Origin of the sequence: Modestobacter sp. I12A-02662, assembly GCF_041028325.1 — a bacterium.
Classification (GTDB): domain Bacteria; phylum Actinomycetota; class Actinomycetes; order Mycobacteriales; family Geodermatophilaceae; genus Modestobacter.
Genome location: NZ_JABGDE010000009.1, coordinates 56,929 through 79,502, shown reverse-complemented (window position 1 = coordinate 79,502; position 22,574 = coordinate 56,929). Strand labels below are relative to the sequence as shown.

23 protein-coding genes are annotated in these 22,574 nt (G+C 75.5%); 16 read left to right on the top strand and 7 right to left on the bottom strand.

The features are described 5' to 3' along the window. The 11 genes from recG to smc all read left to right on the top strand — a co-directional run bounded on the left by recG (position 1) and on the right by smc (position 10,942). Positions 1-2,208, top strand: a complete 2,208-nt coding sequence (recG, locus tag HL189_RS14655; protein ID WP_369134441.1) for an ATP-dependent DNA helicase RecG — start codon at positions 1-3, stop codon at positions 2,206-2,208. After that, the gene (gene rsmD, locus HL189_RS14650) at positions 2,205-2,759 is read left to right on the top strand and encodes a 16S rRNA (guanine(966)-N(2))-methyltransferase RsmD (RefSeq protein WP_369134440.1); all 555 of its coding nucleotides are present in this window, start codon (positions 2,205-2,207) and stop codon (positions 2,757-2,759) included. Before recG ends, rsmD begins: the two co-directional genes overlap by 4 nt. Then, on the top strand, positions 2,756-3,244 hold the full coding sequence (gene coaD, locus HL189_RS14645) for a pantetheine-phosphate adenylyltransferase (RefSeq protein ID WP_369134439.1): 489 nt from the start codon (positions 2,756-2,758) through the stop codon (positions 3,242-3,244). The genes rsmD and coaD overlap by 4 nt, the downstream gene beginning before the upstream one ends. Continuing rightward, positions 3,241-3,930, top strand: a complete 690-nt coding sequence (locus HL189_RS14640; RefSeq protein WP_369134438.1) for a hypothetical protein — start codon at positions 3,241-3,243, stop codon at positions 3,928-3,930. The genes coaD and HL189_RS14640 overlap by 4 nt, the downstream gene beginning before the upstream one ends. Positions 3,931-4,082: 152 nt before the next feature. After that, positions 4,083-4,742: a DUF177 domain-containing protein gene (locus tag HL189_RS14635; protein WP_369134437.1), complete on the top strand. Its 660-nt coding sequence runs from the start codon at positions 4,083-4,085 to the stop codon at positions 4,740-4,742. Between the two features lie 2 nt (positions 4,743-4,744). Continuing rightward, positions 4,745-4,924 (top strand): 50S ribosomal protein L32, encoded by a 180-nt coding sequence (gene rpmF, locus HL189_RS14630; protein ID WP_369134436.1) that lies wholly within the window; start codon positions 4,745-4,747, stop codon positions 4,922-4,924. A gap of 142 nt (positions 4,925-5,066) precedes the next feature. Further along, a complete protein-coding gene (rnc, locus tag HL189_RS14625; RefSeq protein WP_369134603.1) occupies positions 5,067-5,765 on the top strand; it encodes a ribonuclease III in 699 nt (232 codons plus the stop codon). Between the two features lie 3 nt (positions 5,766-5,768). Next, positions 5,769-6,671, top strand: coding sequence for a bifunctional DNA-formamidopyrimidine glycosylase/DNA-(apurinic or apyrimidinic site) lyase (mutM, locus tag HL189_RS14620; protein ID WP_369134435.1), 903 nt, complete (start codon positions 5,769-5,771; stop codon positions 6,669-6,671). Continuing rightward, positions 6,668-6,943 carry an acylphosphatase gene (locus tag HL189_RS14615; RefSeq protein ID WP_369134434.1) on the top strand — a complete coding sequence of 92 codons (276 nt, stop codon included), beginning with the start codon at positions 6,668-6,670 and terminating at the stop codon, positions 6,941-6,943. Before mutM ends, HL189_RS14615 begins: the two co-directional genes overlap by 4 nt. Before the next feature lie 152 nt (positions 6,944-7,095). Next, positions 7,096-7,287 (top strand): hypothetical protein, encoded by a 192-nt coding sequence (locus HL189_RS14610; RefSeq protein WP_369134433.1) that lies wholly within the window; start codon positions 7,096-7,098, stop codon positions 7,285-7,287. A gap of 88 nt (positions 7,288-7,375) precedes the next feature. After that, positions 7,376-10,942: a chromosome segregation protein SMC gene (gene smc, locus HL189_RS14605; RefSeq protein WP_369134432.1), complete on the top strand. Its 3,567-nt coding sequence runs from the start codon at positions 7,376-7,378 to the stop codon at positions 10,940-10,942. Here the strand turns inward: smc and HL189_RS14600 are convergent. After that, entirely contained in the window at positions 10,939-11,718 is a 780-nt protein-coding gene (locus HL189_RS14600) for an endonuclease/exonuclease/phosphatase family protein (protein ID WP_369134602.1), read from the bottom strand. The genes smc and HL189_RS14600 overlap by 4 nt on opposite strands. Positions 11,719-11,723: 5 nt before the next feature. Continuing rightward, on the bottom strand, positions 11,724-13,379 hold the full coding sequence (locus HL189_RS14595; RefSeq protein WP_369134431.1) for an alkaline phosphatase D family protein: 1,656 nt from the start codon (positions 13,377-13,379) through the stop codon (positions 11,724-11,726). Positions 13,380-13,464: 85 nt separating this feature from the next. Here HL189_RS14595 and ftsY point away from each other — a divergent pair, with 85 nt between their 5' ends. Continuing rightward, on the top strand, positions 13,465-14,661 hold the full coding sequence (gene ftsY, locus HL189_RS14590) for a signal recognition particle-docking protein FtsY (RefSeq protein ID WP_369134430.1): 1,197 nt from the start codon (positions 13,465-13,467) through the stop codon (positions 14,659-14,661). 79 nt (positions 14,662-14,740) lie between these two features. Here ftsY and HL189_RS14585 read toward each other — a convergent pair whose 3' ends face one another. The 4 genes from HL189_RS14585 to HL189_RS14570 are packed head-to-tail and all read right to left on the bottom strand — an operon-like array spanning position 14,741 to position 17,304. Beyond that, positions 14,741-15,487, bottom strand: coding sequence for an energy-coupling factor ABC transporter ATP-binding protein (locus HL189_RS14585; RefSeq protein WP_369134429.1), 747 nt, complete (start codon positions 15,485-15,487; stop codon positions 14,741-14,743). Further along, positions 15,484-16,269: a cobalt ECF transporter T component CbiQ gene (gene cbiQ / locus HL189_RS14580; protein WP_369134428.1), complete on the bottom strand. Its 786-nt coding sequence runs from the start codon at positions 16,267-16,269 to the stop codon at positions 15,484-15,486. The genes HL189_RS14585 and cbiQ overlap by 4 nt, the downstream gene beginning before the upstream one ends. A gap of 1 nt (position 16,270) precedes the next feature. Continuing rightward, positions 16,271-16,603 (bottom strand): PDGLE domain-containing protein, encoded by a 333-nt coding sequence (locus HL189_RS14575; RefSeq protein ID WP_369134427.1) that lies wholly within the window; start codon positions 16,601-16,603, stop codon positions 16,271-16,273. After that, positions 16,600-17,304, bottom strand: a complete 705-nt coding sequence (locus HL189_RS14570) for an energy-coupling factor ABC transporter permease (protein WP_369134426.1) — start codon at positions 17,302-17,304, stop codon at positions 16,600-16,602. The genes HL189_RS14575 and HL189_RS14570 overlap by 4 nt, the downstream gene beginning before the upstream one ends. Before the next feature lie 344 nt (positions 17,305-17,648). Here HL189_RS14570 and HL189_RS14565 point away from each other — a divergent pair, with 344 nt between their 5' ends. From HL189_RS14565 to HL189_RS14555, 3 genes are all read left to right on the top strand, one after another. Further along, a complete protein-coding gene (locus HL189_RS14565; protein WP_369134425.1) occupies positions 17,649-19,016 on the top strand; it encodes an ammonium transporter in 1,368 nt (455 codons plus the stop codon). Continuing rightward, positions 19,013-19,351, top strand: coding sequence for a P-II family nitrogen regulator (locus tag HL189_RS14560; protein ID WP_135146504.1), 339 nt, complete (start codon positions 19,013-19,015; stop codon positions 19,349-19,351). Before HL189_RS14565 ends, HL189_RS14560 begins: the two co-directional genes overlap by 4 nt. Positions 19,352-19,504: 153 nt before the next feature. Next, positions 19,505-21,883 carry a [protein-PII] uridylyltransferase gene (locus HL189_RS14555; protein WP_369134424.1) on the top strand — a complete coding sequence of 793 codons (2,379 nt, stop codon included), beginning with the start codon at positions 19,505-19,507 and terminating at the stop codon, positions 21,881-21,883. 11 nt (positions 21,884-21,894) lie between these two features. Here HL189_RS14555 and HL189_RS14550 read toward each other — a convergent pair whose 3' ends face one another. Continuing rightward, positions 21,895-22,098, bottom strand: coding sequence for a VOC family protein (locus HL189_RS14550; protein ID WP_369134423.1), 204 nt, complete (start codon positions 22,096-22,098; stop codon positions 21,895-21,897). A 265-nt stretch (positions 22,099-22,363) separates the two neighbouring features. On the opposite strand from HL189_RS14550, the gene HL189_RS14545 reads away from it, so the two are divergent. Beyond that, the gene (locus HL189_RS14545) at positions 22,364-22,552 is read left to right on the top strand and encodes a hypothetical protein (protein WP_369134422.1); all 189 of its coding nucleotides are present in this window, start codon (positions 22,364-22,366) and stop codon (positions 22,550-22,552) included. Positions 22,553-22,574 lie beyond the last annotated feature (22 nt).

The following is a 22,574-nucleotide window of genomic DNA, read 5'->3' as shown; positions in this document are numbered from 1 at the left end:
GTGAGCCTGTCGATGGACACCCCGCTGAGCCGGGTCGTCGGGCCGAAGACGGCGAAGGCCATGGCCGAGCAGCTGGCCCTGCACACGGTGCGCGACCTGCTGCGGCACTATCCGCGGCGCTACGCCCGGCGCGGGGAGATGGCCCGCCTCGACGACCTCGAGGTCGGCGACCGGGTCACCGTGCTGGCGCAGGTCAAGCGCGTCTCCACCCGGAAGATGCAGCGGCGGCACGGCACGCTCACCGAGGTCACCGTCGGCGACGGCGCGGGCAGCATGCGGTTGGTCTTCTTCAACAACCGGCACGCCCACCTGGCGGTCGGGGAGTGGGGCCTGTTCGCCGGCACGGTCGGCAAGTGGCAGGGCGACCTGCAGTTCACCCACCCGGACTGCCACGTGATCACCGGCGACGACGACGACTGGGCCCGCGCCCTGGTGCCGATCTACCCGGCGAGCAAGGACGTCTCGAGCTGGGTGATCCAGAAGTCGGTCAAGCTGCTGCTGGACGACCCGCGCTCGCTCGCGGAGGTGCTCGACGACCCGATCCCCGAGCCGGTGCGCGACCGGCACGGGCTGGTCTCGCTGGCCACCGCGCTGCTCTACAAGCACCGGCCGGAGTCCGCGGCGCAGGTCGAGTTCGCCGACGAGCGGCTCAAGTGGGACGAGGCGCTGGTCCTGCAGGCCACGCTGGCCGCCCGGCGGCGGGCCGCGGCGCTGGAGCCCGGCATCGCCCGTCCCCGGCGCGGCGGCGGTCTGCTCGACGCGGTCGACGCCGCCCTGCCGTTCTCGCTCACGGAGGGGCAGCGGGAGGTCGGCGAGGAGCTCGCCGCCGAGCTGGCCGAGGAGCAGCCGATGAACCGGCTGCTGCAGGGCGAGGTCGGCTCGGGCAAGACCGTGGTGGCGCTGCGGGCCATGGCGCAGATCGTCGACGCCGGGGGGCAGGCCGCGCTGCTGGCGCCCACCGAGGTGCTCGCCGCCCAGCACGCCCGCAGCCTCGCGGCGATCCTGGGGCCGCTGGGCCGGGCCGGGGAGCTCGACGGCGACCCGGCCGGCACCCGGGTGGTCCTGCTCACCGGGTCGCAGAAGGCCGCCGCCCGCCGGGAGGCGCGCGCCGCGGTGGCCGACGGGAGCGCGGGGATCGTCGTCGGCACGCACGCGCTGCTGCAGGAGGGCGTGGAGTTCGCCGACCTGGGCCTGGTCGTGGTCGACGAGCAGCACCGCTTCGGCGTCGAGCAGCGGGACGCGTTGCGTGCGAAGGGCGCCCGGCCGCCGCACGTGCTGGTGATGACGGCCACGCCGATCCCGCGCACGGTGGCCATGACCGTCTACGGCGACCTGGAGACCTCCACGCTGCGCCAGCTGCCCGCCGGCCGCGGCGGGGTGTCCAGTGCTGTCGTGCCGGCGGGGGAGAAGCCCGCCTGGCTGGACCGGGCGTGGCAGCGGGTGCGCGAGGAGGTCGCCGCCGGGCGGCAGGCCTACGTCGTGTGCCCGCGGATCGGGGACGTCGAGGACGCCGGCGGCGGCGGCGGCAAGGACGAGGACGGACCGGACGACGCCGACGCACCGCCGCCGGAGACCGGTGGTGCCTCCGACCGCCGTCCGCCGCTGGCCGTCCTGGACGTCGCGGAGGCGCTGCGGGCCGGCCCGCTGTCGTCCCTGCGGGTCGAGGTGCTGCACGGCCGGATGGCGCCGGAGGACAAGGAGGCGCGGATGCGCGCCTTCGCCGCCGGTGAGGTCGACGTCCTGGTCGCCACCACCGTGGTCGAGGTGGGCGTCGACGTCCCCAACGCGACGGTGATGGTCGTCATGGACGCCGACCGCTTCGGGGTCAGCCAGCTCCACCAGCTGCGCGGCCGGGTGGCCCGCGGCAGGCACGCCGGGCTGTGCCTGCTGGTCACCGAGGCGCCCACCAGCTCGGCCACCGGGCAGCGGCTCACCGCGGTGGCCGCGACCACCGACGGCTTCGAGCTCGCCCGCCTGGACCTGGAGACCCGGCGGGAGGGCGACGTGCTCGGTGCCGCGCAGTCGGGCCGGCGCTCGGGCGTGCGGCTGCTGTCGCTGCTGGACGACGAGCAGCTCATCGCCGAGGCCCGGGTGGAGGCCACCCGGCTGGTCGAGGCGGGGCGCGGGCTGGCCGACCACCCCGAGCTGGCGGCGGCCGTCGCGGCGCTCAGCCTGGACGAGCGGGCCGAGTACCTGGAGAAGGCGTGACGCGGCTCATCTCCGGGCTGGCGGGCGGGCGCCGGCTCAAGGTGCCGCCCGCCGGGGTGCGCCCGACCGGGGACCGCGCCCGGGAGGGGCTGTTCAACTCCCTGTCCACGCTGCTGGACCTCGACGGCGCCCGGGTGCTGGACCTCTACGCCGGATCGGGAGCCCTCGGGCTGGAGGCGCTGTCCCGGGGCGCGGCCGAGGTGGTGCTCGTGGAGTCCGGGCCGAAGGTGCTCCCGGTGCTGCGGGCCAACGTCGCCGCGGTGGGCCTGCCCGGCGCCCGGGTGGTGGCCGGCTCGGTGCCGGCCGTCGTCGCCGGTCCCGCCCCCGCCGCCTTCGACCTGGTGCTCGCCGACCCGCCGTACGCGGTCCCGGTCGAGGAGGTCCGCGGGGTGCTCAGCGACCTGGTCGCGGGCGGCTGGCTGGCCGCGGACGCCGTGGTGGTGGTGGAGCGGTCCAGCCGGGAGGGCCCCTGGGACTGGCCGACACCCCTGGCGGGTCTCCGTGATCGGCGGTACGGGGAGGCGGTGCTCCGGTACGGTCGCATGTCGTGAGGCGCGCGGTCTGCCCCGGCTCGTTCGACCCGGTCACCAACGGCCATGTCGACGTCATCACGCGCGCCGCCGCCCTGTACGACGAGCTGGTCGTCGCGGTGCTGGTGAACCCCGGCAAGGCGGGCCTGTTCGACCTCGGGGAGCGCATGGCGATGCTCCGCGAGTCGGTCGTCGACCTGCCGAACGTCGTCGTCGACAGCTTCTCGGGCCTGCTGGTCGACTACTGCCGCACGCAGGGGATCCCGGTGGTGGTGAAGGGCCTGCGCGCGGTCGGCGACTTCGAGTACGAGCTGCAGATGGCCCAGATGAACCGTGAGCTGGCCGGCGTCGAGACGCTGTTCGTGCCCACGGCCCCGCAGGTCGGGCACCTGTCCTCCAGCCTGGTCAAGCAGATCGCCCGCTTCGGCGGGGACGTGTCGTCGCTGGTCCCCAAGCCGGTCAACGACCGGCTGGTGGCCGAGGCGCAGGGGGGCGAGGGCTCATGACCGACGTGGTCTACCGGTTGTACGAGACCGTCGACGAGCTGACCACGGTCATCGAGAACGCCCGCAGCGTCCCGATGTCGCAGTCCTGCATGGTGCCCCGCGACCACCTGCTCGACCTGCTCGACGAGCTGCGGGAGTCTCTGCCCGAGGAGGTCCAGGCGGCCGGCGCGATCGTCGAGCAGCGCACCCAGATCCTGCAGCAGGCGCAGGCCGAGGCCGAGCGGCTCACCGGCCGCACCCGCTCCGAGAGCGACCAGGTGGTGGCCGCCGCCCGGCGGCAGCGCGAGGAGCTCATCGGCACCGCCCGGCGCCAGCGTGACGAGATCATCACCGAGGCCCAGCAGCAGGCCGACGCGGTGCTCGCGCAGGCCGAGGCGGAGGCGGAGGCGGTGGTCGCCGAGGCCCGCCGGCTGCGCGACCAGCTCGTCGTCGACGGCCAGGAGGAGCAGGCCCGGCTGGTGGCCGCGGGCGAGGCCGAGCACGAGCGGCTGCTCACCGAGACCGCGGTGTACCGCACGGCGGTCAGCCGGGCCGACGAGCTCGGCGCGCAGACCGCGGCCGAGGTGGCCCGGATGCGGGCCGAGGTCGACGAGTACGTCGACTCCCGGCTCGCCGACTTCGGGACCACGCTGGCGCACATGATGCGCTCGGTGGAGAAGGCCCGCACCAACCTGCGCACCCCCTGACCGGCCTGCGGACGCCCCGGCCCGACCTGCGACCCAGGGGGGCTCCGGGATCGGGTAGGCTGGACGTCTGTCCGGCCCGCTGGCCGCTCCGTGCCGCCCGGCGCGGGGCCCTCCGCCCGGTCACCCCACCCGAGACGACGACGAGTACCGACATGCCTGCTGCCTCCACGCCCTCCTCCGGCGCCGCGTCCACCGACGCCCGGCGCCGCTCCGGCGACCCCACGGGGCCCCGGGCCTGGAAGGTCGACCTCCGCGAGCTCGGCCGCCGTGCCGGCTCGATGCGCGAGTGGGAGAAGACCGTGCCTGCTCTCGAGCGCTGGGGCCTCGACATGATCGCCGTCCCCGAGGGTGCGCCGGTCCAGCTTCACCTGCGGCTGGAGTCGGTGATGGAGGGCGTGCTCGTCTCCGGCGAGGTCGAGGCCCCCGTCACCGGCCAGTGCGCCCGCTGCCTGGAGCCGGTCGAGGACACCCTCGAGCTCGACGTCCAGGAGCTGTACGCCTACGAGGGCAGCACCACCGAGGCCACCAGCGGAGAGGACGAGGTGCGCCGGATCGAGGGCGACAGCATCGACCTCGCGCCGCTGGTCCGGGACGCCGTCGTCCTCGCCCTGCCGCTGTCGCCCACCTGCACGCCCGACTGCGCCGGGCTGTGCGTGGACTGCGGCGAGCGGCTCGACGACCTCCCGCCCGACCACTCGCACGAGGTGATCGACCCCCGGTTCGCCGGGCTGGCCGCGCGCCTCGCCGACCTGACCGACAGCGCCGACGGAGCCCAGCAGGGCTCCGGGAGCACCAACACCGAGGAGAACTGATCATGGCGGTCCCGAAGCGGCGCATGTCCCGCGCGAACACCCGCGCTCGCCGGTCGCAGTGGAAGGCCAGCGCCCCCACCCTGGCCCCGTGCCAGAACAAGGCCTGCGGCGAGCTCAAGCCCCCGCACATCGCCTGCCCGACCTGCGGCCAGTACGACGGCCGTCAGACCGTCGCGGTCTGATCCCGGCAGCCCGCTGCCCGGCGTGACGCGGTCGGACACCGTACCGGCGTCCCCGCCGACCGGCTCTCCGGAGCCGGCCGGCGGGGACGCCGGTCGTGGTTCACCCGCGGGCCCGCAGCACGCCGAGACGGCCGCCCGGTGGCTGGCCGACGCGCTCGGCGTGGAACTGCCCGACGGGCTGCTGGCCCTGGCGCTGACCCACCGGTCCTACGCCTACGAGAACGGCGGACTGCCCACCAACGAGCGCCTGGAGTTCCTCGGGGACTCGGTGCTCGGCCTGGTGGTCACCGACGAGCTGTACCGCAGCCACCCCGATCTGCCCGAGGGGCAGCTGGCGAAGCTGCGGGCCAGCGTGGTCAACATGACCTCGCTGGCCCGGGTCGCCCGGGCGCTGGGGGAGGGCGGCATCGGTCCGCACCTGCTGCTGGGCCGCGGTGAGCAGGCCACCGGCGGTCAGGAGAAGGAGTCGATCCTCGCCGACGCGCTCGAGGCCCTGATCGGCGCGATCCACCTCGGCCGGGGCCTGGAGACGGCGGCGGCCATCGTGCACCGCCTGTTCGACCCGCTGCTGGCCGAGTCCGCCACCCGCGGAGCCGGCCTGGACTGGAAGACCAGCCTGCAGGAGCTGGGCGCGGCCCGGTCGCTGGGCGCCCCGGTGTACGTGGTCGAGGACGACGGCCCCGACCACGCCAAGACCTTCACCGCCGTCGTCCTGCTCGCCGGGAGCCCGTACGGCCGGGGTGCCGGCCGGACGAAGAAGGCCGCCGAGCAGGAGGCCGCCGAGGCCGCCTGGCGGGCGCTGTCCGAGGCGGCCGACGAGGACTCCCCCCAGGAGGCTTGACCGGTGCCCGAGCTCCCCGAGGTCGAGGTGGTGCGCCGCGGGCTGGCCCAGTGGGTCGCCGGGCGGACCGTGCGCGAGGTCGAGGTGCGCCACCCGCGGGCGGTGCGCCGGCACCTGGAGGGCGCCGAGCACTTCGTGCAGGCGCTGACGGGACGCACCCTCACCGCCGCCCACCGGCGCGGCAAGTACCTGTGGCTGCCGCTGGCCGAGCCCGACGGCACGCCGTCGGGCCGTGCGCTGGTGGCGCACCTGGGCATGAGCGGTCAGCTGCTCGTCGAGAAGCCGGCCGAGCCCGACGAGGTGCACCTGCGTGCGCGGTTCCGGTTCGCCGACGGCGGGCGGGAGCTGCGCTTCGTCGACCAGCGCACCTTCGGTGGGCTGGCGGTGGAGGAGGCGGACGGCGAGGACCTGCCGTCCCGGCTGGCGCACATCGCCATCGACCCGCTGGACCCCTCCTTCGACGCCGACACCTTCAGCGCGGCGCTGCGCCGCCGGCGGACCGAGGTGAAGCGCGCCCTGCTGGACCAGACGCTGATCGGCGGGGTCGGCAACATCTACGCCGACGAGTCGCTGTGGCGGGCCCGGCTGCACGGCGCCCGCCCCACCGACCGGCTCACCCGCCCGCAGGTCACCGCGCTGCTCGACGGCGTGCGCGACGTGCTCGGCGAGAGCCTGGCGCAGGGTGGGACGTCGTTCGACTCGCTCTACGTCGACGTGAACGGCCAGAGCGGCTACTTCTCCCGGCACCTGGCCGTCTACGGGCAGGAGGACCGGCCCTGCCCGCGGTGCGGCACCCCGATCGTGCGGGAGTCCTTCATGAACCGCTCCAGCTACAGCTGCCCGGCCTGCCAGCCCCGACCGCGCTCGTCCCCCGCCCGCACCGCAGCCGGCCGGCGCCGGTCGTGAGCGCCGAGGTGCGCGTCGTCGCGCTGGTCTCCGGCACGGTGCAGGGCGTCGGCTACCGCTGGTTCGTCTCCCGCGCTGCCGCGGTCCGCGGACTGGCCGGGTCGGCCACCAACCTGCCCGACGGGCGGGTCGAGGTGGTGCTGGAGGGGCCGGCGGAGGACGTGCGGGCCGTGCTCGCCGAGCTGTCCGGCCGGCGGGCGCCCGGCACGGTCACCGGGGTCGAGTCGCGGGAGGACGGGGGACGGGGGATGTCGGGCTTCACCGTGGGGTGACCAAGATGACACGTCACCGACACCCGGCAGCTGTACCCGAGACGTTGACCCAGGTCGCGCCGGGTGTCACCCTGGGAGCACCAACCCGCGCAGACCGCCTCCCCGCGGTGCGAACGGGCGACCCACTCCTGCAGTCGAAAGGCCGCTGAGACATGGCCAAGGCCCTGTTCGGTTCCGTCGTCGCTCCCCATGAGCTTCGAGTAGCGGAGGAGAACGCCGCGCTGCGCGCCAAGGTCCGCCGCCTGGAGGAGCAGCTGGCGGTCCTCCGCGAGGAGCGGGACGCCGCCATCGCCCACGAGCTCCTCACCCTGGCCGACGACTCGGCCACCCCCGCCCTGGCCTGAAGAAGGACCTCGCCGCCCCCACCGCTCGCCGCGCTCGCGGCGGGCCCCTGCGGCGAGGCCGAACAGCAACGCTCGTCTCTGAGGTCCGGTGCATCTCTCCAGCCTGACGTTGAAGGGCTTCAAGTCCTTCGCGTCGCCGACGACGCTGCGCCTGGAGCCGGGCATCACCGCCGTCGTCGGCCCCAACGGGTCGGGCAAGTCCAACGTCGTCGACGCCATCGCCTGGGTGCTCGGTGAGCAGGGCGCCAAGAGCCTGCGCGGCGGCAAGATGGAGGACGTCATCTTCGCCGGCACCGCCGGCCGTCCGGCGCTGGGCCGGGCGGAGGTGACGCTGACCATCGACAACGCCGACGGCGCCCTGCCGATCGACTACACCGAGGTGTCGATCACCCGGCGCATGTACCGCTCCGGCGAGAGCGAGTACGAGATCAACGGGGACAAGGTCCGGCTGCTGGACGTCCAGGAGCTGCTCAGCGACTCCGGGATCGGCCGGGAGATGCACGTCATCGTCGGCCAGGGGCAGCTCGACGCCGTCCTGTCCGGTCGGCCGGAGGACCGGCGGGCGTTCATCGAGGAGGCGGCCGGCGTCCTCAAGCACCGCAAGCGCAAGGAGAAGGCGCTCCGCAAGCTCGAGGCGATGCAGGCCAACCTGGACCGGCTGGCCGACCTCACCACTGAGCTGCGCCGCCAGCTCAGGCCGTTGGGCAAGCAGGCCGAGGTCGCCCGCCGGGCGGCGGGCGTGCAGGCCGACCTGCGCGACGCCCGGCTGCGGCTGCTCGCCGACGACCTGGTCGGCCTGCGCGACGCCCTGGACAAGGACGTCGCGGACGAGACCGCCGCGCGTGCCCGGCGCACAGTCGTGGAGGCCGCGCTGACCGAGGCGTCCCACACCGAGTCGGCCCTCGAGCGGCAGCTCGCCGTCGACGCGCCCGCCCTGGCCGCCGCCCAGGACAGCTGGTACCGGCTCTCCACGCTGGCCGAGCGGTTCCGCGGCGTCGGCCAGCTGGCGGCCGAGCGGCACCGGCACCTGTCCGCCGCCCCGCCGGCCGGCCCCGCCGGGCGCGACCCCGACCAGCTCGAGGGCGAGGCCGACCGGGTCGAGGCCACCGAGCGGGAGCTGGCCTCCTCGCTGGAGGCCGAGCGCGTCCGCCTGTCCGCGGTGGTCGCCGAGCGCACCGAGCTGGAAGCCGCGCTGGCCGTGGCCGACAAGGCGCTGGTGGCCGCCGCCCGGGCCCTCGCCGACCGGCGCGAGCAGCTGGCCCGGCTCTCCGGGCAGGTCGCCGCCGGGCGGTCCCGCACCGCGGCGGGGCAGGCGGAGATCGAGCGCCTCACCGTGGCCGCCGGCGAGGCGACCGCCCGCGCGGAGGCGGCCGCGGAACGGCTGGAGGCGCGGCGCACCGAGCTGGCCGGCGATGCCGGTGACGACACCGACCTCGCCGCCGCGCACGCCGCCGCCGTCACCGCGCACCGCGACGCCGTGCGGACGGTCAACGAGCTCGCCGCCGCGGAGCGGGCCGCCGAGCGCGACCGGGCCGGCTGGGCGGCGCGCCGCGACGCGCTGGCGCTGGGGCTGGCCCCCGCCGACGGAGCCGCCGCCGTGCTGGCCACCGACCTGCCGGGCGTGCTCGGCCCGGTCGCCGACCGGCTGGGCGTCGCCGCCGGGGCGGAGGTCGCGCTGGCCGCCGCGCTCGGTGGGATGACCGACGCCGTCGTGGTCGACGGCGTGGCCGAGGCGGCCGCCGTGCTCACCCATCTCGCCGCGGAGCAGGGCGGCCGGGTCGGGCTGCTGGTCACCGGCGGGCTGCCCCCGGTGGGCCGGGACGGCTGGCCGGAGCTGCCCGAGGGCGTGCGCTGGGCGCTGGACCTGGTCGAGGCCCCCGCCGAGCTCGGACCCGCGCTGGCCCGGGCGCTGGAGCGGGTCGCCGTCGTCCCCGACCTGGCCGCCGCCGTCACGCTGGTCCGCACCCACCCGCGGGTCCGCGCGGTGACCGACTCCGGTGACCTGCTCGGCGCCGACTGGGCCGGCGGTGGCCAGGCGAACGCGCCGTCGGGACTGGAGGTGCGCGCGCGGGTGGAGGAGGCGACCGCGGAGCTCGAGCGCGCGGCGACGCACGCCGCCACGCTCGCCGACGAGCTGGCCCGCGCCCGCGAGGCGGCCACCCGGCGCTCTGCCGAGGTGGACGCCGCGCTGTCGGCGCGGCAGGCCGGCGACCGCGCGCGCTCGGCCGCGGCCGCGCAGCTGGCCGAGCTCGGTGCCGCCGCCCGTTCCGCCGCCGCCGAGGCCGAGCGCCTGGACGCCGCCCGGGTGCGCGCCGAGCAGGCGCTGGAGCAGGCGGGGGCCGGCCTCGCCGAGCTCGAGGAGCGGCTGGCCGCCGCCGAGGCGGCGCCGGTGGAGGAGGAACCCTCCACCGAGGAGCGGGACCGGCTGCGGGCCGAGGCCGCGAACGCCCGGCAGGTCGAGACCGAGGCCCGGCTCGCGGTGCGCACCGCGGAGGAGCGCGCCCGGTCGCTGACCGGGCGCGCGGAGTCGCTGCGCCGGCAGGCCCGGCAGGAGCGGGCCGCCCGGGAGCGGGCCGCCGCCGCCCGGCTGGCCCGCGCGCAGGGGGCCCGGGTCGCCGCCGGTGTGCGCGCCGGCGCGGAGGAGGCGCTGACCCACCTGGCGACGTCGCTGGCCCGCGCCGCCGCCGAGCGGGACGCGCTCGCCGAGGCCCGCACCGGCCGCGAGGCCGAGCTGCTCGCCGTCCGGGTGACCGTCCGCGGGCACACCGCCGAGCTCGACCGGCTCACCGACGAGGTGCACCGCGACGAGGTGGCGCGCGCCGAGCAGCGGCTGCGGATCGAGGCGCTGGAGGCACGGGCCGCCGAGGAGTACGGCGTCGACCTGCCCACCCTGGTCGCGGAGTACGGGCCGGCCGCCGCGGTGCCGCCGACCCAGGTCGAGATCGCCGCCGCGGAGGCGGCGGGGGAGGCCGAGCCGCAGCCGGTGCCCTACGACCGGTCGGCCCAGGAGCGCCGGGCCGCCCGGGCCGAGCGCGACCTCGCCGCGCTGGGCAAGGTCAACCCGCTCGCGTTGGAGGAGTTCGCGGCGCTGGAGGAGCGGCACACGTTCCTGGCCACCCAGCTCGAGGACCTCAAGGCCACCCGCCGCGACCTGCTCACCGTCGTCCGCGAGGTCGACGCGCGCATCCACGACGTGTTCGCCGCGGCGTTCGCCGACACGCAGCGGGAGTTCGCGGAGGTCTTCGGCACGCTGTTCCCCGGCGGGGAGGGGCGGATCTCCCTCACCGACCCGGAGGACCTGCTCACCACCGGCGTCGAGGTGGAGGCCCGCCCGCCGGGCAAGAAGGTGAAGCGGCTGTCCCTGCTGTCCGGCGGCGAGCGGTCGCTGACCGCCGTCGCGCTGCTGGTGGCCATCTTCCGGGCCCGGCCCTCGCCGTTCTACGTCCTCGACGAGGTCGAGGCGGCGCTGGACGACGTCAACCTGGGCCGGCTGCTGACCCTGGTGGAGCAGCTGCGGGACACCTCGCAGCTGATCGTCATCACCCACCAGAAGCGGACCATGGAGATCGCCGACGCCCTCTACGGGGTGAGCATGCGCGGCGACGGCATCACCGGCGTGATCAGCCAGCGCCTCCGGGAGCTCCGCGCCTCCTAGCCGCGCGGGGCGGTGAAGCTGACGTCGAGGTCGACCAGCAGTGCGTGGTGGTCCGACGTCCCCGCGCCGTCCAGCACGGCGGCGTCCCGGACGGTCACCCCGTGGCTCACCCACACCTGGTCGATCCGCACCCGGGGGCGGCGGGCCGGGTGCGTGAGCCCCGCGTCCCGGTGCAGCGAGAAGGTGCCGGCCTGGTCGGTCCGGGTGGACGCCGCCCGCCACGCGTCGGTGAACCGCTCGCGCAGCGCACCGAGCTCCGGCGCGTCCGCGTCGGCGTTGAGGTCGCCCACGACGACCCCCGGCTCCTCCGGCCCGGGGTGCAGCGCCGCCACCGCCGCAGCCTGCGCCGCCCGGTCGGCCGCGGACCGGCTGGACAGGTGGGTGGTGGTGACCCACAGCGGGGCGCCGTCCAGGGCCACGAGGGCGCGCAGCGCGCTGCGCGGCTCACCCCCGCCGGGCAGCGGGTGGACCGTGTGGACGAGCACGGGCAGCCGGGACAGCACCGCGTTGCCGTACTGGCGCCGGCCCGTCGCCGGGTCCGAGTGCGGCCGGTCGATCGACGGCGCCCAGATCAGCTCCATGTCCAGCCCCCGGGCGAGCAGGAGGGCCTGGTCGACGTCCTCGCTGCGGTCCCCGAAGTGCCGGTCGACCTCCTGCAGGCAGATGACGTCGGCGTCGGCGTCGGCGAGCAGCCGGGCCAGCCGGGGCAGGTCGTGCCGCCCGTCGTCCCCGACGCCGTGGTGGATGTTGAAGGTGACCAACCGCACGGAAGTCATCGCGGTCACGAGAGCCGGGTGTCCAGCACCTGCGTGAAGCGCGGCGTGCCGTCCGGTTCCCGGCTGGTGGCCCACAGCAGGAACCGGGCGTCGCGGTCGTGCAGCACCAGCTCACCGAGCTCGTTGCCGAAGAACGGCCCGGACTGCTTGCGCCACGCCAGCTCGCTCGGCTCCACCCGGCCCAGCCGCCGGAGCAGGCCGGTCAGGGTGCGGGCGGAGCGGCTCCAGCCGACCTTGAACCCGACCTCGATCGCGTGCGGCGCCGCGTTGTGCAGCGGGGACACGGTCAGCTGGTGCACCCGGGTCGCCACGCCGTCCGGGGACACCAGCTCCGCGGCGTAGGCGTGGTGGACGTCGCCGGACAGCACCAGCGCGGTCGCCGGCGCCGACCCGTGCTCGCCCCGGCCGACGGCGAGCAACGCCGCGCCGAGCCGTTCGAAGGACTGCCCGAACGCGGCCCAGTGCTCCAGGTCCGCGCCCTGCCGGAGCTTCTCCATCAGCCGGCCGAGGAGCCGGCCGTGGTGGCGCACGGACAGGGTCTCGTTCCACCGCTCGATGTCGTGCACGGCGTGCGGCAGCAGCCAGGGGAGCGAGGTCCCGATGAGCACGTGGTCGACGCCGTCCTCGACCGCACGGCGCACCGCGGCCTCCACCCAGTCGAACTCGACGTCGTCGACGATCTTCCGGTCGTCCTCCTGCAGCGCCCGCCCGGCCCGGGTGTCCACCATGATCAGCCGCGCCTCACCCCAGTGCCGGACGTAGCTCCACCGGATGCTGTCGGGCTCCTGGTCGGCGGCCCTGGCCATCTCGTCGAGCATCGGGCCGGCGTCGTCGTCCTCGGCGGCCTGGATGGCCTGCCAGCTGGCGTTCTTCTCCAGCTCGTTCGGCGAGAGGTTGCCCAGGTGCTGGTAGACCCAGTAGCTCACCAGCCCGCCGCAGATCCGCCGGTGCCACCAGTCGGAGGGGGTCACCTCCGCACGCCAGGCGGCGGAGGTGTTCCAGTCGTCGATCATCTCGTGGTCGTCGAAGACCATCGAGGACGGGATCGTGGACAGCAGCCACCGCACCTGGGGGTCGCTCCAGGACTCGGAGTACAGCCGGGTGTACTCCTCGAAGTCCGCGGCCTGCGTCCCCGGCGGCTGGGAGAGGTCCCGGCGGGCGGCCATCCACTCCCGGGTCGCCGGGGTGACCTCGTCGGCGTAGACCTGGTCGCCCAGCAGCACCAGGGCGTCGGGCCACTGGTCCTCGGGCATCGCGACGAGCTGCCCGGCGTAGCAGTCCAGCGCGTCCGGGGGGATGCCGTCGCGCAGGTCGACGGTCGACGGCGTCGCGTAGCGGCACGACCCGAAGGCCACCCGGAACGGGCCGGGCCGCCCGGCGGTGCGGATGCGGCTGGGCGGGAACGGTGAGTGCGCCGGCGGCCAGACCCGGCGCCCGTCCAGGTGCACCTCGTACGGCGTGGCGCTGCCCGGCTCCAGGTCCTCGACGACGACCAGCGCGTAGTGGTGGCCGTTGACGCAGAAGGTGTCGGCGGTGCGGCCGAGCACCTCCACCACGCACGACCGGTCGGTCTCCACCCAGATCGTGGCCGACACCGGGTCCACGTGGCGCAGCAGCGGCCCGAGCAGGAGCAGTGGGGTCGGGCCGGCGGTGTCGGGCATGGCGGACAGCCTGCCTCATCAGTCTGTGATCCGGCTCAGCCCGTCACCCGGATGGGGCCGGGCGCGGGCTGGGAGGATCGGTCCCATGGAGTTCGTGCTGATCGCGATCGCGATCCTCGTCGTCGCCCTGATCACCGGGATCAGCCTCCTGGTGAACCGCGGCCGGCGCACCACCCGGCTGGACAGCGACGCAGCCGCAGGTACCACCCTGACCCGTCCCCGGCCGCCGCAGCCGGGCACCGACACGGCGCCGGGCGCGCCCTCGGGCGCGACCGCGGCCGACCTCGTGGAGCCGCCGACGGCTCCGCCGGTGGAGCTCCCCCCGGCCGAGCCGGAGCCCGGGCTGGTGTTCGAGACACCACCGCCCTCCGCCGGCCGGCTGGTGCGGCTGCGGTCCCGGCTGGCGCGGTCGCAGTCGTCCCTGGGCCGTGGGCTGCTCACCGTGCTCGCCCGGGAGAAGCTCACCGAGGACGACTGGGAGGAGATCGAGGAGACGCTGCTGGCCGCCGACGTGGGGGTCGCCGCGACCACGCAGATCGTGCAGCGGCTGCGCACCCAGAGCCTGGTCCTGGCCACCGCCTCCGGGCCGGAGCTGCGGGAGCTCGTCGTCCGCGAGCTGTCCACCGCCCTCGGGCCGGACCTCGACCGCCGGCTGGCCACCGACCGGCACGACGGGCGGCCTGCCGTCGTCCTCGTCGTGGGGGTCAACGGCGCCGGCAAGACCACGACGGTCGGCAAGATCGCCCGGGCGCTCGTCGGCGACGGCAAGAGCGTCGTGCTGGGTGCCGCGGACACCTTCCGCGCGGCCGCCGCCGACCAGCTCGAGACCTGGGGGGAGCGGGTCGGGGTGCTGACCGTGCGCGGCCGGGAGGGCGGCGACCCGGCGTCGGTCGCCTTCGAGGCGGTGCGCACCGGCATCGAGGGGGAGGTCGACTGCGTCCTGGTCGACACCGCCGGCCGGCTGCACACCAAGTCCGGGCTGATGGACGAGCTCGGCAAGGTCAAGCGGGTGGTGGAGAAGCACGGTCCGGTCGACGAGGTGCTGCTCGTCCTCGACGCCACGACCGGCCAGAACGGCGTGGTGCAGGCGCGGGTGTTCACCGAGGTCGTCGACGTCACCGGGATCGTGCTGACCAAGCTGGACGGCACGGCGAAGGGCGGCATCGTGGTGTCCGTCCAGCGGGAGCTCGGCATCCCGGTCAAGCTGGTCGGCCTCGGGGAGGGGCCGGACGACCTGGCGCCGTTCGAGCCGAAGGCGTTCGCCGAGGCGCTCGTCGGCTGACAGCGAGGATGTAGGCGGACGGGATCACCCGGGTCGTCAGGGTGCCGGCCGCTGCCACGCCGGTCTCCGCTGCACCGGGTCAGGGCACGGCGTGCGGGTCGAACCCGAACGGCAGCTCCAGCCGGTGGGCGGCGAGCAGCGCCGGGTCGCCGAGCAGCTCACGGGTCGGGCCGTCGGCGACGACCACGCCCCCGTCGAGCACCACCGACCGGGGGCACAGCTGCAGCGCGTAGGGCAGGTCGTGGGTGACCATCAGCAGGGTCACCGGCAGCGGCTCGATGACCTCGGCCAGTTCCCGCCGGCCGGCCGGGTCGAGGTTGCTGCTCGGCTCGTCGAGCACCAGGATCTCCGGTCGCATCGACAGCACGGTGGCGACGGCGACCCGGCGGCGCTGGCCGAAGGACAGGTGGTGCGGGGGCCGGTCGGCGACGTCGGCCATGTCGACGACGGCCAGCGCGTCGGCGACCCGGCGGGCCACCTCGGGCTCGGGGAGCCCGTGGTTCCGCGGCCCGAAGGCGACGTCCTCGCCGACCGTCGGCATGAACAGCTGGTCGTCGGGGTCCTGGAAGACGATCCCGACCCGGCGGCGGATCTCGGCCAGGTTCCGGTCCTCGACCGGCAGCCCGCCCACGGTCACCCGGCCACGCCCGCCGCGCAGGATCCCGTTGAGGTGCAGCACCAGCGTGGTCTTGCCGGCGCCGTTGGGGCCTAGCACCGCCACCCGTTCGCCCTGCTGCAGCCGCAGGTCGACGCCGAACAGCGCCTGGTGCCCGTCGGGGTAGGCGAAGGCCAGGTCCTCCACGAGCAGGGACGGGGGAGTGCTCACCCCAGCAGTGAACCCGTTGCCAGCACGGCGGCCGCAGCCAGGGGCAGGCTGAGCGCCGTGGCCCAGGCGCGGCCGCCGACGACGGCGACCGGACCGGTGGGCAGCCGGCCGGTGTAGCCGCGGGACAGCATCGCGAGGTGGACGCGCTCGCCGCGCTCGTAGGAGCGGATGAACAGCGAGCCCGCCGCGGGGCCGAGCACCTTCAGCGCTCCCACGTGCCGGCCGCGGAACCCGCGGGACTCCCGGGCGACCTTCATCCGGCGCAGCTCGCCGCCGATGACGTCGGCGTAGCGGATCATGAACGTCAGGATCTGGACCAGCACCGAGGGCAGGCGCAGCCGCTCCAGCCCGCGGAGCAGCGCCCGGGGTTCGGTCGTGGCGGCCAGCAGGGTGGCGGCGAGCACCGACAGGGTCGCCTTGGCCAGGATGCTGCCGCCGGCGGCCAGTCCGCTCTCGGAGAGGGACACCCCGAGGACGTCGGTGCGCGGCCCGCGGGAGACGAACGGCAGCAGCAGGGCGAACAGCACGAAGGGGATCTCGACGGCCAGGCCGCGCAGCAGCCGGCCGGGCCGCACCCGCGCGACGGCGGCCACTCCGAGCAGCAGGGCGAGGAAGCCGGCGTAGGCCAGCGGAGCCCAGCCGGCGTCCACCGGGGTGAGCACCACGACGAGGGCGAACGCCAGCACGGCGACCAGCTTCGTGTGCGGCTCCAGCCGGTGCACCGTGCTGTTCCCGGCGACGTAGGCCGCCGCGAGCCCCCCGTGCGCGTGCCCGGCGCCCACCTCAGTCGCGCGTCGGGACGGCAGCCCGGTCGTCGCGACGGCGGACCACCATCACCAGCCCGCCGGCCAGCGCGAGCACCAGCAGCACGCCGACGACCCCGGCCAGCCCGCCGGAGAGCCGGGCGGAGTCGATCCCGGCGGTGGCGTAGTCGGCCAGCGGCGAGCCGGCGGTCGCGCTGTCCCGCGCGGTGGAGTCGAAGCCCTGCTCGGCGGCGGTGGCCTCCAGCCCGTCGGGCGAGGAGCTGGCGTAGTAGCTGCCGACCCCGGCGATCAGCAGGGCGACCAGGATCCCGGCCAGCAGGAAGGCCCGGGTCCGGCGGCGCGGGGCGCTCACCGGACGTCCAGCGGCTGGGCGGCCGACGGGCGGGGCGCGAGCTCGGGGGCGACCTGCAGGCCGCGTGCGCCGCGGACCAGGTCGGGCCGGACCGCGAGGACGGCACCCAGGACGGCGACGGTGATGGCTGCCTCGCCGAGGCCGATCAGCAGGTGGACCGCGCCCATCGCGGCGGCAACCGAGCCGAGCGGGACGTCGGCGACCCCGCCGGCGCCGAAGAGCAGCACGAAGGCCAGCGCGGCGGCCGGGACGGAGAGGAAGGCGCCGACCCCGGCCGCGGTGAGCACGCCGGTGCGGCCGGCGGGCAGCACCCGGCGCAGCCCGACGAAGATGCCGTACCCGGCGGCGACGGCGACCAGGGCCATGAGGGTGACGTTGGTGCCCAGCGCGGTGAGCCCGCCGTCGGCGAAGACCAGTGCCTGCACGAGCAGGACGACGGTCATGCAGAGCACCGCAGTCCACGGGCCGACCAGCACCGCGGTCAGCGCGCCGCCGATCAGGTGGCCGCTGGTGCCGTAGACGACCGGGAAGTTCATCATCTGCACCGCGAACACGAAGGCGGCGGTGAGGCCGGCCATCGGGGCGGTGCGCTCGTCGAGCTCGCGGCGCGCGCCCCGCAGGGCGATCGCGACCCCGGCAGCGGCCACGGCGGCCGTGCCGGCGGTGGTCGCCGCGTCGAGGTAGCCATCGGGGACGTGCACGCGGGCCTCCGGACGTCGGGTCGTGGACGGCGCAGCCGATCGAGCGGAACCGCCGCCGCGATCTTATTGCATGTCTTTCGCAGTTGCACCCAGCTTGCAACAGGGCCCCATCCGGCCGTGCCCAGGGTCACCGCAGCCGACCCGCAACACGATCGGAACACGCGACGGGACACGCCCTCCGGAGTTCACCGCCCGGAAACAGGTCCACGACGTGTCCGGAAACACGGCGTCGGCACGGTGTTCCCCACGTCCTCGGGCCACCCGGGACGTCGTCCGGCCCGCCACGCCACGTGGTGGCGGACGCCCAGCGTGGCCCCTCGCCACCGATCCCTCAGGAGGTTGCCGTGGACACCGGCGACACCGCCTGGGTCCTGACCAGCGCCGCCCTGGTGCTGCTGATGACCCCCGGTCTGGCGCTCTTCTACGGCGGCATGGTCCGCGCGAAGAGCGTCCTGAACATGATGATGATGAGCTTCGGCGCACTGGCGCTCATCAGCGTGCTGTGGGTCCTCTACGGCTACTCGATGGCCTTCGGCGACGACGTCGGCGGCGGCCTGCTCGGGAACCCGTTCGAGTTCTTCGGCCTGTCCGGCCTGATCGGCACGGCCGGCGTCGACGGGGCCTTCGCCCCCGAGAGCCTCGTCTTCACCATCCCCTCGCTGGCCTTCGTCGGCTTCCAGGCGGTCTTCGCGATCATCACCGTCGCGCTGATCTCCGGTGCGATCGCCGACCGGGCCAAGTTCGGCCCGTGGATGGTCTTCGCCGGCATCTGGGCCACCGTCGTCTACTTCCCGGTCGCCCACTGGGTCTTCTCCTTCGACGGGGCTGAGTCCGAGGTCGGCGGCTGGATCGCCAACGACCTGCTGGCCATCGACTTCGCCGGCGGCACCGCGGTGCACATCAACGCCGGCGCCGCGGGCCTCGCCCTCGCCCTGGTCCTCGGCAAGCGCCGCGGCTTCGGCCGGGACCCGATCCGACCGCACAACCTGCCGCTGGTCATGGCCGGTGCCGGCCTGCTGTGGTTCGGCTGGTTCGGCTTCAACGCCGGCTCGGCCCTGTCGGCCAACGGCCAGGCCGCCGAGGTCTTCGTCACCACGCTGGTCGCCACCGCCGCCGCGACGCTGGGCTGGCTGCTGACCGAGAAGATCCGCGACGGGCACGCCACCTCGCTCGGCGCCGCCTCGGGTGTGGTCGCCGGCCTCGTGGCGATCACCCCCGCCTGCTCCTCGGTGACCCCGGTGGGGGCGATCTTCGTCGGTGCCATCGCCGGCGTCCTGTGCGCCCTGGCGGTGGGCCTGAAGTACAAGCTGGGCTACGACGACTCGCTCGATGTCGTCGGTGTGCACCTCGTCGGCGGTCTGTGGGGCACCCTGGCAGTGGGTCTGTTCGCCTCCGACGCCGCGACGGCGGGGGTCAGCGGTCTGTTCTACGGCGGCGGGCTGGACCAGCTGTGGCGTCAGGCCGCCGGTGCGCTCGCCGTCCTCGTGTACTCCTTCGTCATCTCCTACCTGCTGGGCCTGGCCATCCAGAAGACCATCGGCTTCCGGCTCTCGGCCGAGGACGAGGCGACCGGGATCGACAGCGTCGTGCACGCTGAGACCGGGTACGACCTCGCCTCGCTGGGAGGCGGCGGGAGCACCCCGACACTGGCCGGCCAGGCGCACGCCCCGGCTCAGGCACTGGCCCGCAACACGGAAGGGACCCGGGCATGAAGCTGGTCACCGCGATCGTCAAGCCGTTCAAGCTGGACGACGTCAAGAACGCCCTCGAGCTGATCGGCATCGCCGGCCTGACGGTCAGCGAGGTCCAGGGCTTCGGCCGTCAGCGTGGGCACACCGAGGTCTACCGCGGCGCCGAGTACCAGGTGGACTTCGTCCCGAAGGTGCGCATCGAGGTGGTCGTGAGCGAGCTGGACGCGGCGCGGGTCGTCGACGCGGTCGTCGAGGCGGCCTCCACCGGTCAGATCGGCGACGGCAAGGTGTGGGTGACGACGATCGACGAGGTCGTCCGGGTCCGCACCGGTGAGCGTGGGGACGACGCGCTCTGAGTGAGGACCCCGTCCTCCTCATCCCTCGCAAGCTCGGGTGAGTCTCGGGACGGGGCCGACACCGAGTCCGGACGGCGGCCGGGGTGGCGGGGGACCGCCATCCCGGCCGGCGCCGTTCCCCCCGCTCCCGACCTGGACCCGGACGACCGAGAGGTGCCTGTGCTCGACCTCCCCGCCCTGCCCCGCCTCAGCCGCGCCGAGCGCGTGGAGGCGATCGACGGCTGGCTGTCCGGTCTGCTCGCCGACGCGCTCTCCGGCACGCCCCGCGCCGCCCGCCGGCGCGGCGCGGCGCCCGCCGGCCCGGTGGAGCTCGGGGTCGCCCTGGTCGCGGTGGGCAGCCTGGGACGTCGGGAACCACCGCCGCACGGCGACCTGGACCTCGTCCTGGTCCACGACGGGCGCCCGGAGATCGCGGCCCTGGCCGACGCGCTCTGGTACCCGATCTGGGACACCGGGCTGCGGCTGGACCACTCGGTGCGCACCATCGCCGAGGCGGTCGCGGTCGCCGGGGACGACGTCAAGGCCGGGTTCGGCCTGCTCGACGCCCGGCACGTCGCCGGTGACCCGGAGGTCACCGCGGCGCTCCGGGCGGCGACGCTGGGCGCCTGGCGTCAGCACGCCTCGCGCCTGCTGCCGCAGCTGCGCGACCTGCGTCGGGCCCGGGGCCGGCAGGTGGGGGAGCTGGGCTTCCTGCTGGAGCCGGACCTCAAGGAGGCGTACGGCGGGCTGCGCGAGGGGCAGGTGCTGCGCGCGCTGGCCGCGGCGCAGCTCGCCGACGAGCCGCCGGCCGACGCCGGCGAGGCCTACACCTTCCTGCTCGACGCGCGCGACGCACTGCAGCGCGCGACGGGGCGGGCCTCCGTCGTCCTGGTCCGGCAGGAGCAGCGGGGCGTCGCCGAGGCGCTCGGGCTGTCCGACGACGACGCGCTGCTGCGCCGGGTGAGCCTGGCCGGCCGACGGCTGGCGTTCATGGCCGACCAGACGTGGCGACGGGTCGACGCCGCCCTGGTGCGCCGGCCGCGGGGTCGCTACCGGCGGGTGCGCCGGGAGCCGCTCGCCGAGGGGCTGGTCCGCCAGGGGGAGGAGGTGGTGCTCGCCCGTGACGCCCGCCCGGCCGCCGACCCCGGGCTCGTGCTCCGGGGCGCGGCCGCCGCCGCCCGGGCCGACCTGCTGCTCTCCCCGTACACGCTCAAGGTGCTCGCCGTGCACGCGCCGCCGCTGCCGGAGCCCTGGCCGCCGGAGGTCCGCTGGTCCTTCCTGCGGCTGCTGGCCAGCGGCCGCAGCGCGGTCCCGGTGCTCGAGCAGCTGGACCAGGAGGGCCTGCTGGCGCGGATGCTGCCGGAGTGGGACCGCGTCCGGTCGCTGCCGCAGCGGCACCCGTGGCACCGGTTCACCGTCGACCGGCACCTGGTGGAGGCCGCGGCCGCGGCCGCGGAGCTCACCCGGGACGTCGACCGCCCGGACCTGCTGCTGGTCGGCGCGCTGCTGCACGACATCGGCAAGGGCCGACCCGGTGACCACAGCGTCGTCGGGGAGGTGATCGCCACGGAGGTGGCCGCCCGGATGGGGTTCTCGCCACCGGACGTGGCGGTGGTGGGCTCGCTGGTGCGGCACCACCTCCTCCTGCCGGCGACGGCCACCCGCCGTGACATCGACGACCCGGCGACCGTCGAACGCGTCGCCGACACCATCGGAGGCGACCCGGGGGTGCTGCAGCTGCTGCACGCCCTGGCCCAGGCCGACGGCGCGGCGACCAGCGCCTCGGCGTGGTCACCGTGGAAGGCGCACCTGGTCGCGGCGCTGGTGGCCCGGGTGCACGCGCACCTGGTGGCCGCGCCGGCACCCGGGCCGGTGCTGGAGCCGACCGAGCCGCAGGTCACCACTGCGGCGCCGGGGGTGCCGGAGCCCGGCGGCGCGGTCACCGTCGGGCTGCAGACCGTCGCCGACGGACAGCAGGTCACCTTCGGTGCCCCCGACCGACCCGGCCTGTTCAGCCGCTGCGCCGGCGTCCTGGCGCTCAACCAGCTCGACGTCCGGGCGGCGAGCATCTCGGTGGCGGACGGGCGGGCCACGTCGATCTTCGCCGTCCGTCCGCGGTTCGGCCGCGTGCCGGTGCCCGAGATCCTGGCCGACGGGCTGCGGGCCGCGCTGGAGGGCACGTTGCCGCTGGCGGAGCGGCTGCGGCAGCGGGAGGTCGACTACCGCGAGGACGGCGCCCGGTCGGCCGCGCCGCGGGTGTCCTGGCACGACGCGGAGGTGGCGGGAGCGGCCAGCACCATCGTCGAGGTGCGCGCCGGCGACCGGGCCGGCCTGCTCTACCAGCTCACCACCGCGCTGGCCGACGAGGGCCTCGACGTCACCTCGGCGCGGATCGAGACCCTCGGAGCCGACGCGCTGGACTCCTTCTACGTGTGCGACCCGGCGGGGACGGCGATGAGCCCGGAGCGTCGACGGCGGCTGGAGGTGGCGTTGACCGCCGCCGCCCGGGGGGTGGCCCCCGACCCGGCGGTGCTGGGCGCCGCGGACGCCTGAGCAGTTGCAGCTCAGGCGTCCGCCCAGACGCCGAGCTCGTTGCCGCTCGGGTCCTGGAGGTGGAACCGACGGCCGCCCGGGAACCCGTAGGGGCCGTTGACCACCCGGCCACCGGCGGAGGTGACCGCGGCGAGGGTCCGGTACAGGTCGGCGGAGTACAGCAGCACGAGCGGACCGCCGGTGCGGACCTCCGTCCCGAGGGCCAGACCCCCCACCTCGGGAGCGGACCCCCCGGACCCGTCGCGGATCCCGGCGTACTGCGGTCCGTGGTGGTTGAACTCCCACGGCCGGTCATCGTGCCCCGTGGGTACGACAGGGACGGGTGGGCCTGCACTGTGGCTCTGCCATCCAGATCGGTCGCGGTCAAGCACGACACGCCGGAGTCGGAGGTGCCCGGTTCTGTCGGACCCCCGTGAGACGTTCCGGGTGCCGGACGACGAGCCGGTGCCGAGATCGACGGACGACGGAAGGGGGAGCCCCATGGAGCTCCGCACCTGGCCCTGCCCCACCTGTGCCCAGGACACCGACTTCGAGCAGCCGCCCTGCGGAGACGGCCACACCGACGACGGCGGCGAGTGCCCCGAGTGGGTCTGCACCGCTTGCGGCGCTGCCTACACCGGCGGGGACGCGCACCCGGTCGAGGTGCGCGCCTGGCACCGCGCCGCCTGAGGAGGGCTCCGCTGCCCCCGCT

Bases quoted from the DNA above. Each gene is read 5' to 3' on its own strand.
- ftsY (WP_369134430.1), top strand. From the start codon at position 13,465: ATGGAGTTCGTGCTGATCGCGATCGCGATCCTCGTCGTCGCCCTGATC.
- HL189_RS14610 (WP_369134433.1), top strand. From the start codon at position 7,096: ATGGCCAAGGCCCTGTTCGGTTCCGTCGTCGCTCCCCATGAGCTTCGA.
- HL189_RS14635 (WP_369134437.1), top strand. From the start codon at position 4,083: ATGCCTGCTGCCTCCACGCCCTCCTCCGGCGCCGCGTCCACCGACGCC.
- HL189_RS14545 (WP_369134422.1), top strand. From the start codon at position 22,364: ATGGAGCTCCGCACCTGGCCCTGCCCCACCTGTGCCCAGGACACCGAC.
- rpmF (WP_369134436.1), top strand. From the start codon at position 4,745: ATGGCGGTCCCGAAGCGGCGCATGTCCCGCGCGAACACCCGCGCTCGC.
- HL189_RS14600 (WP_369134602.1), bottom strand. From the start codon at position 11,718: ATGACTTCCGTGCGGTTGGTCACCTTCAACATCCACCACGGCGTCGGG.
- HL189_RS14560 (WP_135146504.1), top strand. From the start codon at position 19,013: ATGAAGCTGGTCACCGCGATCGTCAAGCCGTTCAAGCTGGACGACGTC.
- HL189_RS14640 (WP_369134438.1), top strand. From the start codon at position 3,241: ATGACCGACGTGGTCTACCGGTTGTACGAGACCGTCGACGAGCTGACC.
- HL189_RS14595 (WP_369134431.1), bottom strand. From the start codon at position 13,379: ATGCCCGACACCGCCGGCCCGACCCCACTGCTCCTGCTCGGGCCGCTG.